The organism is Desulfovibrio subterraneus (assembly GCF_013340285.1).
Taxonomy (GTDB): Bacteria; Desulfobacterota; Desulfovibrionia; order Desulfovibrionales; family Desulfovibrionaceae; genus Halodesulfovibrio; species Halodesulfovibrio subterraneus.
On record NZ_BLVO01000012.1, the window covers coordinates 603,761 to 616,630 of the forward strand.

The 12,870-nt window shown below is 59.2% G+C and carries 13 protein-coding genes; 12 read left to right on the top strand and 1 reads right to left on the bottom strand.

What is annotated here, in order from left to right; all coding sequences use genetic code 11:
- Positions 1-10: 10 nt before the first annotated feature.
- The 3 genes from HUV30_RS06655 to HUV30_RS06665 all read left to right on the top strand — a co-directional run bounded on the left by HUV30_RS06655 (position 11) and on the right by HUV30_RS06665 (position 2,987).
- Entirely contained in the window at positions 11-745 is a 735-nt protein-coding gene (locus tag HUV30_RS06655) for an XRE family transcriptional regulator (protein WP_174404621.1), read from the top strand.
- A gap of 240 nt (positions 746-985) precedes the next feature.
- On the top strand, positions 986-1,360 hold the full coding sequence (locus HUV30_RS06660) for a hypothetical protein (protein WP_174404622.1): 375 nt from the start codon (positions 986-988) through the stop codon (positions 1,358-1,360).
- A gap of 244 nt (positions 1,361-1,604) precedes the next feature.
- A complete protein-coding gene (locus HUV30_RS06665) occupies positions 1,605-2,987 on the top strand; it encodes an SH3 domain-containing protein (protein ID WP_174404623.1) in 1,383 nt (460 codons plus the stop codon).
- On the opposite strand, the gene HUV30_RS06670 is transcribed toward HUV30_RS06665, so the two are convergent.
- Entirely contained in the window at positions 2,942-3,082 is a 141-nt protein-coding gene (locus tag HUV30_RS06670) for a hypothetical protein (protein WP_174404624.1), read from the bottom strand. The genes HUV30_RS06665 and HUV30_RS06670 overlap by 46 nt on opposite strands.
- Positions 3,083-3,377: 295 nt before the next feature.
- Here HUV30_RS06670 and mtaB point away from each other — a divergent pair, with 295 nt between their 5' ends.
- The 9 genes from mtaB (at position 3,378) to HUV30_RS06715 (ending at position 12,492) form a co-directional block, all read left to right on the top strand.
- A complete protein-coding gene (gene mtaB / locus HUV30_RS06675) occupies positions 3,378-4,673 on the top strand; it encodes a tRNA (N(6)-L-threonylcarbamoyladenosine(37)-C(2))-methylthiotransferase MtaB (protein WP_174404625.1) in 1,296 nt (431 codons plus the stop codon).
- Between the two features lie 219 nt (positions 4,674-4,892).
- Positions 4,893-5,774, top strand: coding sequence for a YicC/YloC family endoribonuclease (locus tag HUV30_RS06680; protein ID WP_174404626.1), 882 nt, complete (start codon positions 4,893-4,895; stop codon positions 5,772-5,774).
- A 6-nt stretch (positions 5,775-5,780) separates the two neighbouring features.
- Positions 5,781-6,035, top strand: coding sequence for a DUF370 domain-containing protein (locus HUV30_RS06685; protein ID WP_174404627.1), 255 nt, complete (start codon positions 5,781-5,783; stop codon positions 6,033-6,035).
- Between the two features lie 68 nt (positions 6,036-6,103).
- Positions 6,104-6,733 (top strand): guanylate kinase, encoded by a 630-nt coding sequence (gene gmk / locus HUV30_RS06690; RefSeq protein WP_174404713.1) that lies wholly within the window; start codon positions 6,104-6,106, stop codon positions 6,731-6,733.
- Positions 6,726-7,424 (top strand): orotidine-5'-phosphate decarboxylase, encoded by a 699-nt coding sequence (gene pyrF, locus HUV30_RS06695; RefSeq protein ID WP_174404628.1) that lies wholly within the window; start codon positions 6,726-6,728, stop codon positions 7,422-7,424. Before gmk ends, pyrF begins: the two co-directional genes overlap by 8 nt.
- Positions 7,425-7,550: 126 nt before the next feature.
- A complete protein-coding gene (locus HUV30_RS06700) occupies positions 7,551-8,462 on the top strand; it encodes a tetratricopeptide repeat protein (RefSeq protein WP_174404629.1) in 912 nt (303 codons plus the stop codon).
- Positions 8,463-8,610: 148 nt separating this feature from the next.
- Positions 8,611-9,486 carry an HDOD domain-containing protein gene (locus HUV30_RS06705; protein ID WP_174404630.1) on the top strand — a complete coding sequence of 292 codons (876 nt, stop codon included), beginning with the start codon at positions 8,611-8,613 and terminating at the stop codon, positions 9,484-9,486.
- A 32-nt stretch (positions 9,487-9,518) separates the two neighbouring features.
- Positions 9,519-11,225, top strand: a complete 1,707-nt coding sequence (gene recJ, locus HUV30_RS06710; protein WP_174404631.1) for a single-stranded-DNA-specific exonuclease RecJ — start codon at positions 9,519-9,521, stop codon at positions 11,223-11,225.
- A gap of 262 nt (positions 11,226-11,487) precedes the next feature.
- The gene (locus HUV30_RS06715) at positions 11,488-12,492 is read left to right on the top strand and encodes an EF-hand domain-containing protein (RefSeq protein WP_174404632.1); all 1,005 of its coding nucleotides are present in this window, start codon (positions 11,488-11,490) and stop codon (positions 12,490-12,492) included.
- Positions 12,493-12,870: the final 378 nt, after the last annotated feature.

Genomic DNA, 12,870 nt, shown 5'->3' on the forward strand with positions numbered 1-12,870 from the left:
ATAACAGCATATGAACAATATTCGCACAGCCAGCGGTGACTGGCGCATTCAGGAATTCATAGCCGAGGCCATCGGTCTGGTCGGGGGCATTGCTGAACTGGCGCGCATTGCCGGAGTCAGCGAGCGCACGGTCTATGCGTGGAAGAATGGCGAGCGGCACCCCAGCAGGACGAATCTGAACCGGGTGACGGAATATCTTGAGTCCATGGTCGACGGGGGATGGGGGCAGACTCCTTCACCTTCCCGGCAGGCACTCTATGAGCGCACGCAGGACGGCTATGGTTCACCGGAAAGCGGGGGAGCAGGCGCGGCAGATTTTCTCGATTCGTTCGTGTTCGTTGAAAAGGCCCTTGCCCGCCCCAGCGCGGGAGGAGGGTCGCTTGAGACGGGCGGCGAGCATGACGGTGTGTACGCCTTTCGTCTGGACTGGCTGACGCGCAAGACCACGGATACCTCGCGTCTGCGGATCATGGAGGTCATGGGGCGTTCCATGGAGAACACCCTGCACAACGGTGACATGTGTCTGGTCAACGAACGTGACAAGGAGCTCGTGGAGGACCGGATATACGTTATTCGTGTGCATGACGAAATCTATGTGAAACGTTTTTCGCGTGCACCGGGGCGCTATCTTTTCCGCGGTGACAACCGGGAGCTTGCGTATCAGGACATAGTGGTGGACGTGACGGACGAGTCGCTCAACTGGGAGGTCATCGGCAGGGTGATCTGGGCAGGCAAGGATTTTTAGGCAGCTCCGCCGCCCGTGCCAGTGCCTGTTTCACAGAGGGCAATTTTACCGGACATGCCGGCGGGCAGATATTCGTTCGGGGGTCCGGCATGAGGTCTGCCGGACAATTTGTGCTGCAGATCATTCCGGGCCGTTTTGATATTTTCCGGTTCGATACCTGCGCCCCGGCCCGATCCATCCTTTCATTTATCATATTGCACATTTTGTGCAAAGGACTGCTGCCAACCAAAAGAGCAGGACATGGAGCAAGAAGGGCATATGCAGGAATTTCTGGTACAGTGCCGCTGGCCGGACGGAGACGTGGAGTATTTTCTGTCGGACAGCGAAGCAGAGGCCCGTTCATGGGCTGCCGATGCCCGCAGGGACGCAGACTGCGCGGCAGGAGTCTATGGCCTTCTGGTGTTGGAAACGCCTGATATTGCGGCTTCCTCCAGCGCGGAACCTGTGGCACGATATGCGGGCTATGTTCCCGGCCGGTCGCCTTTTCAGGTTGATGCAGTAAAGCTGCATCAGACGGATGCGGAGACGACGGGGCCGGCGGAGCATGCTGGAAATCCGCAGGCAGGGCTGATCCGGTCCGGTACGGTTGGCGGTATTATCCAGCGGCTGCAGTAAGCCGCGTTGGCGAATGTTATTATCCTCATTGGCAGAGCATATGTTCTGGCAATGATACAAGCAGGCGGGGGCAAAGGTCATGTTCCGGCGTGGAACAGGCCTCAGCCACCGGAACGATTTTCAGCTCCATGGCAGCCGCAAACTGTCGCGGAGTACTCCCTTACCTGCAGACGGTGCCATGCCGGTTTATCACCCGCATGATTTCCGAATGCCGGCAGGCCATGTCAGCTACAGGAGAAATGTCATGAAAGCTGCGTCGTATGTCCGTATCGCTGTAATTATCGCGACGTGTTGTCTCCTTGCTGCCTGCGGCGGTCGCCGCGAGGGCATTGCCGACCTTGATGTGCTGCCGCAGCGCGCCGCTGCCTATCTGCCGGATGGTGCCGCAAACCCGCTGCTGTCTCCCGAGGTACAGAAGGGGCTGCAATCCCGTTTCTTCGACCGGTTTTTTGCCCCGTGGCGTGCACAGAAGGCTTCGCTCGCTCCCAAGGTGGCCTTCTGGGGAACAGAAACCTTTGGCCGCAAAAAGGGATTTGCAGAAAACCTGCAGCCATGGTCGCGCCCCCGCTGGGAATCGCTTGTCTCCATGCAGATGGAGGGCAGCTATCCTTCCATGGCCCGTCATGCCATTGCCACGCGCAACACCTCCTTCCGCGTCATGCCCACGGACAAGCCCTTCTTCTATAATCCTTCCAGGGCCGGAGAAGGCTATCCCTTCGATTACATGCAAAATTCTGCTGTATGGATAGGCACGCCGCTGCTCGTCACCCATGTTTCCGCCGACGGCGCATGGTATTTTGCCGAGGCGGGAATTACCTTCGGCTGGCTGCCCGCAGATGCCATCGGCTGGACTGACGAAGCCTTCCGCAGAGACTACATGACCGGCACCTATGCCGCTGCCCTGCGTGACAGAATCGTTCTGCGCACGGATGGCGGAGCCTTCGCGGGCATGGCCCATCTGGGCGCCGTGTTCCCCATATCCGTCAGTGCCATGATGCTGGAAACAGCCTCTGCCGGAGCGGCGCAGACCCCGCCCGCAACAAATTTGCCCGTTATCATTCCCCTGCGTACAGTCGAGGGCAACGCCATAGCGGCAACCATCCATCTGCCTCCCACCACCGTGGGGCTTATGCCGCAGGCTATTTCCGCACAGGCGCTCGCACACTTTGCCGACATGATGATGGGCCAGCCCTACGGATGGGGCGGTCTGCTCGAAAATCGCGACTGCTCGGCAGCCATGCGCGACCTCTTCGCCCCCTTCGGTATCTGGCTGCCCCGTAACTCCAGCCAGCAGGGCAAGGAAGTGGGCACACCCATTTCGCTGGAAGGAAAAACCGCAGCCGAGAAACGGGCCATCATCCTCGAACAGGGCATTCCGTTCTACACCTTGCTCTGGTTCAAGGGGCATATCGGCCTGTACATCGGCCCGGACGCTGCAACGGGTGAACCGCTGCTGCTGCACGACGTATGGGGTGCCCGCACGGAATGGAAGGGCGAGGAAGGACGTGCTGTGGTGGGGCGTTTAGCCGTAACCACCCTGCGGTTTGCCGAAGAGCGTGACGACGTGAAGAAAGACTGGTTCTACGACAGGCTGCGGGGCATGGTGCTCATGCCGTCGAAGCTGTAGGGCTTTTGCACGCGGGCCTGCGTTTCTTCGTTCAGCCCTGTCAGTCGCTGCGTGAGTCTGACGGTCAGCTTGGCCGTCTGCATGGTTGTCTGCATGGTTGACACAATCCCGTTTATGGCTACTCTGCCGGAAGGCATGGGCGGAGCATAACTCTGTAAGGATATGTTCGTCTTATCTGGGCGTGTGTGGCCGCGTGTGGCCGCGTGTGGCGTTCCATGCCTGTTCGTGTGCCGGATGCCCGCAATTCCGCAAGCCGAAGCAGGGGCCGGCGCAGGCTCCTTCCGTTATGAAGGGGCTCAAGCACCGTCAATACCCTCAAGGAACCTTCAGGCAACTCCGGACAGGCATAGAATCCCACCGGTCGGCACGGTTCCGGTTTCAGGACACCGCATGAGTGATTTTCATACATTCTACATGTCTACCCATGGCTGCAAGATAAACCAGTACGAAACACAGGCCCTTCGGGAAGTCTGGACACGTCGCGGACTTCGCGAAGTGCAATCGGCCGCAGATGCCGCGGTGGTACTGGTCAACTCATGCGCCGTCACAGCCAAGGCTGTGAGCGAACTGCGCAACGTGGTGCGGCAGGCCAACAGGGCCAACCCGCAGGCGCGGATTATTATCACCGGCTGCGCCGCGCAGGTCATGGGCAAGGAGCTTGCTTCCCTGCCGGGCGTGGTGGAAGTGGTGCCGCAGGAGGAAAAAGCCTCCCTGAAGAACTGGCCCCGCAAGCCGGAAGAAGGCGGCGATGTTCAAGCCTTTCCCGCCTTTTCCATCAGCAGCTACAACCGCGCCCGTGCCGTGGTCAAAGTGCAGGATGGCTGTTCACACCGCTGCACCTATTGCATAGTGCCGCTTACGCGCGGCCGGTCCCGCTCTCGGGCCATTGCAGACATCGTTTCCGAATCCCGCTCCCTGCTCGAAGCCGGATTCCGCGAAATCATTCTTTCAGGAGTCAATCTGCGGCAGTTCGGCAAAGACCTGCCATATACCCCCGACTTCTGGGATCTCGTATCCACGCTGGAAAGCTCTTTAGGGCCGGACTGGGCTGGCGAAGCCCGATTCCGCCTGTCGTCGCTGGAACCCGGCCAACTCGATGCCCGCGCTCTGGAAACCCTTGGCGCATCGCGCCTTGTGGCTCCGCAGCTGCACATATCCATGCAGTCGGGCAGCGATTCCGTGCTCAAGCGTATGGGACGCGGCCATTACAAGGTGACCCCCCTGCTTGAGTTTCTGGAACACCTGCGCTCCGTATGGCCCGTATACGGTCTGGGAGCGGACATCCTCATGGGCTTCCCCGGTGAGACAGAAGAGGAATTCGCGCAAACGGTGGAGGCGGTGAAAGCCATGCCGCTTACCTATGCCCATGTTTTTCCCTATTCGCGTCGCCCCGGCACTGCGGCTTCGGTCATGCCGGACCAGCTCGACAAGCAGATCAAAGCCGGGCGCGCAAAAGTCGTGCGGGAAATCGTGGCTGCGAAGAAGACCGCTTTTCTGCAATGGCTGGTGGATAGCGCAACGCAACTTGATGTGGTGCTGCAGTCCGGGCAGACCAGAAGCGGTATTTCGCAATTCTATACGGAATGCCATTTCCCCCTGCTTCCCTTCGGGGCAGGGCAGCGCGATATCGTCAGAGGCGTCGCCACGGCCGTGCGCAAGCGAGGACTGGTAGTGCGCCCGCTGTAGTCTTTGCCATATGCCGGAGCATGGTGTATGCTGCGTACTTGAACAAAGGTGCGTTGTAGCGTATCGGGGCCTACCGTTTAGCATGTGCGGTTTTTCCGGCTGTCGGTCAAACCGTTGCATGCTCCGGACGCAGCGTGACCGCAGCGGTCAGACGCCCCCCATAGAACAGACTTTTTCCGCCCTGCCGATGCAGGGCGTTACCTTATCAAGAGGCTCGCGATGCTGAGAAGTATGACTGGTTTCGGACGGTGTTTCATGGAAGGCGACGGCTTTACCATGACGTGGGAAGTACGCAGTGTGAACAGCCGCCATCTGGACGTCAAATGGCGGCTGCCTGTCATGGTGCGCTCGGCCGAGGCGCGCTTCGAAAAGGTCGTGCGCCGGTTCGCCACACGCGGCAGGGTGGATGTGTCCCTGAACCTGCAGGTGCATAAGGCCGAGCTCATGGCGGTTACGTTCAACGCCTCGCAGGCTGGTGCCATGCTGGATCAGCTCGGCGCTTTTGCAGCCTCGCGGGGCGAAGCATTTGCACCGGACTACAACCGTCTGCTCGGCATGGGCTTCCTGTGGGAAGACAGCGGCGCGGAGCTGGATGAAGTGTTTGTGAGCAGGCTTGAAGAAGGCCTTGCCGGAGCACTGCAGGACTGGAACCTTTCCCGCGAGGCAGAAGCCGTGGCGCTGGAAAAGGACATGCTGGACCGCATTGCCCGCATGGAAGAATGGACGGCACTCATCAACGAACGTGCTCCCCAGATCAAGGAAGACCGCTTTGCCCTGGTGCGCGAGCGCCTGCGCGAAGTGCTCGCCCGTAACGAAGTGGATCTGGAAGAACAGCGTTTTCTGCAGGAAATCACGCTGCTTTCCGACAAGCTCGATGTGAGCGAAGAAATCACCCGCCTAAACACCCATCTTGTCCGTCTGCGCGAACTCATGCAGTCCGGCGGCGACGCAGGCAAGCGCCTCGATTTTACGCTGCAGGAATGCTTCCGCGAGATAAATACCTGCGGCAACAAGATTCAGGACCCCCAGATCTCCCATGTCGTGGTGGACTTCAAGAACGAAATGGAAAAGTGCCGCGAGCAGGTGCAGAATCTGGAGTAACCGCGCATGAAGGGTAACAGGCTCCTCAACATCGGATTCGGCAATTTCGTGGTAGCGAGCCGTGTCATAGGCATTTACAGCCCGACTTCCGCCCCCATGCGGCGTGTGCGTGAAGATGCCCGCGCAGAAGGCAGGCTCGTGGATGCCACGCAGGGCAGAAAAACGCGTTCCATAGTGATTACCGACTCCAATCATGTTATTCTCTCCGCCATACAGGCGGAAACCATAGGTCAACGATTCATACAGGAGGATGAGGCATAATGGTGCCTGACACACAAGACGCAACCGGAAAACAGGAGCAGGGCGTATCCTTGTCCCGCAGGGACAGGATAGAAGCAGAACGTACAGGCATTGTGCTGGTGCTCTGCGCGCCGTCCGGTACTGGCAAGACAACGCTTACCAGGCGTCTTCTCGAAGAATTCCACCGCTTCGAATTTTCCGTTTCCTACACCACCCGTCAGCCCCGCGAGGGCGAACAACACGGAAAGGACTACTTCTTCGTGTCCGAAGATGAGTTCAACGAAAAGCGGGAAGCAGGCTTTTTTGCCGAATGGGCCGAAGTGCACGGCAACTATTACGGCACCCCCAAGGAAGAAACCCTTCGCAAGCTCGCAGCCGGCAAGGATATTCTTTTCGATATCGATGTTCAGGGAGCGGGCCAGCTGCACGGCAGCCTCAAGCAGGGGTGTTACGTATTCATCCTGCCGCCTTCTCGCGGTGAACTGGAACGTCGTCTTCGCGGAAGGGGAACCGATTCCGAGGCAACCATCGCCAAGCGCCTTGCCAATGCCGAAAAGGAAATGCAGCAGGCTCACTGGTTCAACGCATGGATCGTGAACGACGATCTCGACCGGGCGTATGATGAACTGCGCAGCGCCTACCTTGCAGCGACATTGTCTCCCTCATGTCACCCGTCACTGGTGAACAGCATCATGAAGGGATGGAGGAACAATGGCTGATCTCGTCATAGCGCTTGATTACCCTGACGCACGCGGAGCCCTCGGCATGGCGGAGCGCCTGAAAGGCGCGGATGTGTGGATGAAGGTGGGACTGGAGCTGTTCACTGCAGAAGGCCCGTCACTCATTTCCCGCATCAAGGATCTGGGCTTCAAGGTCTTTCTGGACATGAAGTTCTTCGACATCCCCAACACCGTGCGCGGTGCTGTGCGTTCCAGCGTGCGGCACGGAGTGGACATGGTGAATATCCATCTCATGGGCGGCGAACGCATGGCCCGTGCCGCCATGGAAGGGTTGCATGAAGGCGCGGCAGGTTCCGGCGCATCGCCCATTCTGCTCGGCGTAACCGTGCTTACCTCCATGTCGCAGGAAGACCTGCCGAAGGGCTTTTCCACCACGCTGCCGGAAACCGTTCTGCAGCTGGCTTCGGCCGGTAACAGCTGGGGTATTCACGGTGTGGTCTGTTCCGGCCACGAGGTGGTCGCCATAAAAAATAGTTGTGGAAAAGGCTATTTATGCCTTACTCCTGGAATACGTCCTGTTGCCTTGGGCGATGACCAGCGCAGGACCATGACCCCTGCCGAGGCCGTGCAGGCCGGTTCGGACTTTCTGGTGGTGGGACGGCCCGTCACGGGATCGGACGACCCCGCACAGGCGGCTCATGCCATTCTCGAGGCCATGAAGCAGGCATAGGGCGTCATCGGAAAATACAGATAATTCCACCGTGCGGAGGCTGCAGGCTTCCGCACGGTGATGCAAACATTGTTGTCTGAAGACGGAGGCCGCACACACAGTCGGCCCTCGCCCGTGGGAGAGAGTATGGGAGAGCAGAAGGAACACGCGAGCGCAAGCAAGGAACGTGAACCGATCAAGGGTATCTTCTCCACGCAGGAACTGAAGAAAGTGGGCGCGGGCACTACAGTGCGCAAGACCGTGCAGAAGGCCTTCTGGTTTGCGGAAGAAAAGAGCGGCAAGATCGAAGTGCAGCCACTGAACGCCAACTATGTGCCTTCCGGCCCCAAACGCATCGTCTCCATTGAAGAACTTATCGAAAAGTTTCAGCCGGAACCGGAATTCTACATGCAGACCGTGTTCCCCAAGATGAAAGAGCTGAACAAGACCATCGCCCGTGCCGACAGGCACCGCCAGCGGGGCGAGGGCTTCAGTGCCGAATTCGAATACGGCAACGCGCTCAAGGTGGACGAGCAGAACGTGCGCGCCAACTTCGGGCTCGGACTCACCTATCTTGAGCGTGGCGAAACGGAAAAGGCCGACAATATTTTCGAGCGCCTCGTCAAACTGGATGCCGCCTTTGACGTGGAACACAAGCACCTGTTCAACGAGTTCGGCATAAACCTGCGCAAGAACAAGATGCTCGATCAGGCTGGGGATTACTACGCACGCGCCCTTGAACTTTCCGGAAACGACGAGAACCTGCATTACAATGTGGCCCGGGTGCGCCTTGAAAAGCAGGAATATGCCCCTTGCGTGGAACATTTGATGAAATGCCTTGCCATCAATCCCGCGCTGGATGCCGCAGTGAAATTTCTGCTCTGGCTCAAGCAGAAGGAATTTGTTCCGGCGGACAAGAAGGCCGAGGTGGATGCCCAGCTTGTCAAATCCGCACAGGCCATCAAACAGCAGAAAGAGCAGGGCGAAGGCGCCCCCGCTTCTGCAGGAAATGCCCCCGCGGCGGAAGATACTTCCGCAGCAACGGAAGGGGGAGAATAGCCTCTTCCCAGCCGGAGAAGTGGCATAAAGCAGGCGGGAGCAGGTTCAGGAATCATGCAGCTTCCGGTGGGCCGTACAGCGTGACGCGGTGTACGGCGGGCGAGCCGGTTTGATGAATGCGTGATTCGTTCACCAGACAGGAGCACACATGCAGCACCACATGGAAGCACAGGATTTTCTGGCCGAACTGCTGCAAGGCATGCAGGACCTTCCCTATGAACCGGGCCTGCTGCATGACCTGTTCTCACTCACCACGGAAAATTCCCCCGCATCGCTCGAGTCCATAGGGCGGACCATATCCAGAGGGCAGGGGCTTGCCGCCCGTGTGCTTTCCATGGCCAACTCCGCCTATTACGGGCTGCAGTCCGAGGTTTCTTCCGTCTCGCGCGCCGTGGCCGTGCTCGGGCTCAAGGAGGTGCGCAACCTTGTGCTCACCATCGGGGTTGTCGATCTGGCCAGCAAGCGCAAGCTGCCCAAAAAATTTGACGTAGCCGCCTACTGGATGCATCAGGTCGGGGTGGGCGAGACGGCCAGACTCATCGCCCAGCACGCGATAAAGGCGGGGATGAACGAGGACCCCGATACCCTGTATACGGCAGGGCTGCTGCACGATCTCGGCAAACTGTTCATTGCCTCGTTCAGGCCGCTCACGTGGTCTGCCATCCGCAAGCTGCGTGAAGCGCAGAACCTAACGGATGCCGAGGCGGAAGACCGCTACTGGGGCATGGATCATGCCGTTATAGCAGCCCATGTTCTTTCCTACTGGAATCTCCCTGACGCCCTTACAGACCCCATCAACTGGCACCACCAGCCCAACCTCGCAGGCGACAATAAATGCTCTGCCGCCATGTTGCATGTGGCCAATGCGCTGTTGCACAGCCGGGAGGAGCAGGCTATACCCATGCCGGAAACGGCAACTGCGCTGCTCACCCGATTTGTGACGGACACGGACCGGTTCGAGCGCGACCTTGCCGAACGGCTGGCCCCGGAAAATCTGCGGGCATTTGTTTCTCATCTCATCTAGCCTGCCTTTGTTCACACTTCAGGGAGTATCTTTTGTCCAAAGAATGGATTCCCCGTTCCGCAGAGTCTGCGCCGCAGGAGCTTTCCGCATGGGCGGAGCAACTCGAAATTTCCGATTTTCTGGCTGAACTTCTCTGGCACCGCGGCCTGCAGTCCCGCGACGACATGCAGCAGTATCTGAGCCCTTTTCTGCGCCAGCTGGCGCCGTTGTGCGAATGGCCGGGGCTGGACGAGTCAGCGGATGTTCTGGCGCAGGGGCTGGCGGAAGGTCGCAAGCTGGCTGTGTGGGGCGACTATGATGTGGATGGTGTGACCTCCACCGCGCTGGTGAAGAGTTTTCTTGCAGGGCATGGCATAAGTACCCTGCACCATCTGCCCAACCGCATGAAGGAAGGCTACGGCATGAACGTGGCCGGAGTGGAGGCCCTGCACCAGCAGGGCGTGAACATGCTGCTTACCGTGGACTGCGGTATTTCCGACTTCGCGCCCGTGGCCCGCGCCCGCGAGCTTGGCATGCTTGTGGTGGTTTCCGACCACCATCTTCCCGGTGAAAAATTGCCGGACGCGCATGCCATCTGCAATCCCCGCCTGCGGGAGTGTCCCTGTCCGGCACTGGCCGGTGTGGGCGTGGCCTTTTTCCTCATGTGCGCTCTGAATACGCGGCTGGAAAAGCAGACCGGCATCAGGCTGGATGTCCGCCCGCTGCTTGATCTGGTGGCGCTCGGCACCATTGCCGATGTGGTGGAGCTTGCAGGGCAGAACCGCATTCTGGTCAAGAACGGCCTGCTTGTTCTGGCAGAAGGCAAGCGCATAGGCATGGCCGCCCTCAAGGAAGTTTCCGGCTACGCTCCCGGCGCATCCGTCGGGGCGGGGCAGGTGGCGTTCGGGCTTGCGCCGCGCATCAATGCGGCGGGCCGCATGGGCAAGGCCGGACTGGCTCTGGACCTGCTGCTCTCGCAGGACCCCGAAGAGGCCCGCAGGCTTGCGAACTCGCTGGACGGCATGAACGAGGAGCGCAAGAATGAGGAAGAACGTATTCAGGAGGCGGCGCTCAGTCAGGCGCAAACGCAGCTCGGCAGAAATGCGCTGGTGCTGTATGGCGAGGACTGGCATTCCGGTGTCATAGGTATTGTGGCTTCCCGCGTGGTGGAGCAGCATTACCGGCCCACGGTCATTCTCTGCCGCGAAGGAGACGTGATCAAGGGTTCCGCCCGTTCCATAAGTGAATTTCATCTGCATGAAGGGCTTACCCGCTGCGCCGATCTGTTTGTGGGATTCGGCGGCCACAAGCTGGCGGCGGGCATGTCCTTTGTCCCTGACAGGCTGGATGCCTTCAGGGAACGGTTTATCGGCATAGTGGAGCAGACCATAGGCACGCAGCCTCTCACGGCTCACCTTCGTGTGGACGGCGAAATGGGATTCGCTCAGGCTTCGGACTTTACCCTGCTCAAAGAGCTGGAATTGCTGCAACCTTTCGGTATGGGCAACGGCGAGCCTGTGTTTGCCTCTCCGCCGCTGCTGGTGAAATCGCGCCGCGTGTTTGCCAGAAAGCATCTCAAGCTGGAGCTCTTTGACGGCACGTGCGGCATAACCCTGCATGCCAAGGCGTGGCGTATGGCAGAAGCCATGCCCCCCATGATCGAGGGGCGGAATATTCGTCTTGCCTTTTCTCCCCGCATAGACCGCTATAACGGCGGGGCAGAGGTAGACCTGCGGATCAAGGATTGGAAACTCGTTTAATTACGATACGATACAATCTTTACAAAACTTAAGATTTCTTCAGCTTTCAAAACGGTCCTTTACGGACCGTTTTTTGCTGCTCTCTATGCGTTTCTTCGCAGCGGCAATGTTTGCCGCCTGTATCCTGTGAAATCGGGCAGGGGTAAAACGCAGAGAGGCAAGTATGAGCGTATCGGGAATTAATCAATCGTTATCCGGCAATACTTGGATGCAAGGTCTTGGTCCGCGTGGAACAAAGGAATCCGGGCCAGACTATGACCAGATGGCCGAGAAGATTCTGCAAGACCGGGATCAGGACGGCGACGGGCTGCTTTCTTCTTCAGAAATGCAAATGTCGCGCGGCCGGTTCGAGATGGTGGATACGGACAAGGACGGCTATGTATCGGCGGGGGAACTCTCTGCCCATATGAGTAGCGGCGACAATAACAGCCGCCTCAATCAGCTTGCCGCCGCCATCATCAAGATGCAGGACTCGGACGGGGACGGTAAGCTTTCCCAGTCAGAGAGCGATCTTTCCCGTGACGATTTTGAAGCCGCTGATGCGGATGGCGACGGGTATCTTACGCAGAGCGAGATTGCCAACGCCCTTGGTGCTTCGGCCAATCAGAATGGTCAGAACGGCCAGAACGGTATGGGCGAAGCTGGCGGCAAGGGTGCGGATCAGGAATTCAGCGGCCCCGGCAGCGAGAACCAGAAGGGTACCCACAAGGTCGGCAGTTCGGATGAAGACGCCTCGAAGAAGGCAGGAAAGTCCGAACAGATGGACCTTAACGGAGACGGCGTTGTCTCGCCCGAAGAAGTGCAGGCCGTGATGATGCATGGCCTTGCCAAGGCCAAGTCCATGGTTGCCAGCGGGGAACTGACAATCAAGACTGCACCCAACGGAGTCTCCTCTGTGGGGCAGGGCGAAGGCACGGAAAATACGGGTGCCGCGTCGGGGGCAGCAGGCGCTTCTGATTCAGCCGATGCCGTCGGCAAGGCCAAAAAGCTCGCCTGGGGCAAGGGTGGGCAGGAAGAGGACCATGTTTCCGGCAGGCACGGCGTGCCTATGTGGCTCCGCCGCAGAGCTATGGAAGCGTACGGCGGTCAGGGCGCAGGTACCATGAGCCAGATGCAGAATCTCGCAGCCGGTGCACAGGGCCAGATTGGCGCGCAGGCAATGTCCGGTTCGGATGAAGGCAGCACGACCGTGGCCGGTGCCATGCCCGCAGCCAGCGTTGCCGCCGGAGTCGTGGGAGCAGGCGATATGATTTCGGCACATATCTGAGTTCAGCAGGGTTCAGCAGGGCCCGGTGCTGGGGCCCGATCTGAGTGCGTAAGGCAGGCCTTGCTGGGTGCCTATGAGAGTGTCCGCTGAGTGTCTCCGCTGGGAACGCCAGCTGAGTTTGCACGCTGAGAACGCCCATTGGGTACGCCAGTTGAGTACGCCGATTGGGGACGCCAGTTGAATACTCCCGTTGGGTACGCCCATTGAGTACGCCCATTGGCTTCTCCCGTTGACTGCGCCTGCTGATCCGTCTGTACGCTTGTTGGGCGCATCCTAAACTACGGGTGTTCAGATGTCTGCTCAGATGTCTGCTTAGATGGCTGCAGAACTGTCTGGGCGGGCTGGGCCGCAATGTGGTCGCGCCATGCCGCAGAAAGG

Bases quoted from the DNA above. Each gene is read 5' to 3' on its own strand.
- HUV30_RS06655 (WP_174404621.1), top strand. From the start codon at position 11: ATGAACAATATTCGCACAGCCAGCGGTGACTGGCGCATTCAGGAATTC.
- HUV30_RS06660 (WP_174404622.1), top strand. From the start codon at position 986: ATGGAGCAAGAAGGGCATATGCAGGAATTTCTGGTACAGTGCCGCTGG.
- HUV30_RS06665 (WP_174404623.1), top strand. From the start codon at position 1,605: ATGAAAGCTGCGTCGTATGTCCGTATCGCTGTAATTATCGCGACGTGT.
- HUV30_RS06670 (WP_174404624.1), bottom strand. From the start codon at position 3,082: ATGCAGACAACCATGCAGACGGCCAAGCTGACCGTCAGACTCACGCAG.
- mtaB (WP_174404625.1), top strand. From the start codon at position 3,378: ATGAGTGATTTTCATACATTCTACATGTCTACCCATGGCTGCAAGATA.
- HUV30_RS06680 (WP_174404626.1), top strand. From the start codon at position 4,893: ATGCTGAGAAGTATGACTGGTTTCGGACGGTGTTTCATGGAAGGCGAC.
- HUV30_RS06685 (WP_174404627.1), top strand. From the start codon at position 5,781: ATGAAGGGTAACAGGCTCCTCAACATCGGATTCGGCAATTTCGTGGTA.
- pyrF (WP_174404628.1), top strand. From the start codon at position 6,726: ATGGCTGATCTCGTCATAGCGCTTGATTACCCTGACGCACGCGGAGCC.
- HUV30_RS06700 (WP_174404629.1), top strand. From the start codon at position 7,551: ATGGGAGAGCAGAAGGAACACGCGAGCGCAAGCAAGGAACGTGAACCG.
- HUV30_RS06705 (WP_174404630.1), top strand. From the start codon at position 8,611: ATGCAGCACCACATGGAAGCACAGGATTTTCTGGCCGAACTGCTGCAA.
- HUV30_RS06715 (WP_174404632.1), top strand. From the start codon at position 11,488: ATGGCCGAGAAGATTCTGCAAGACCGGGATCAGGACGGCGACGGGCTG.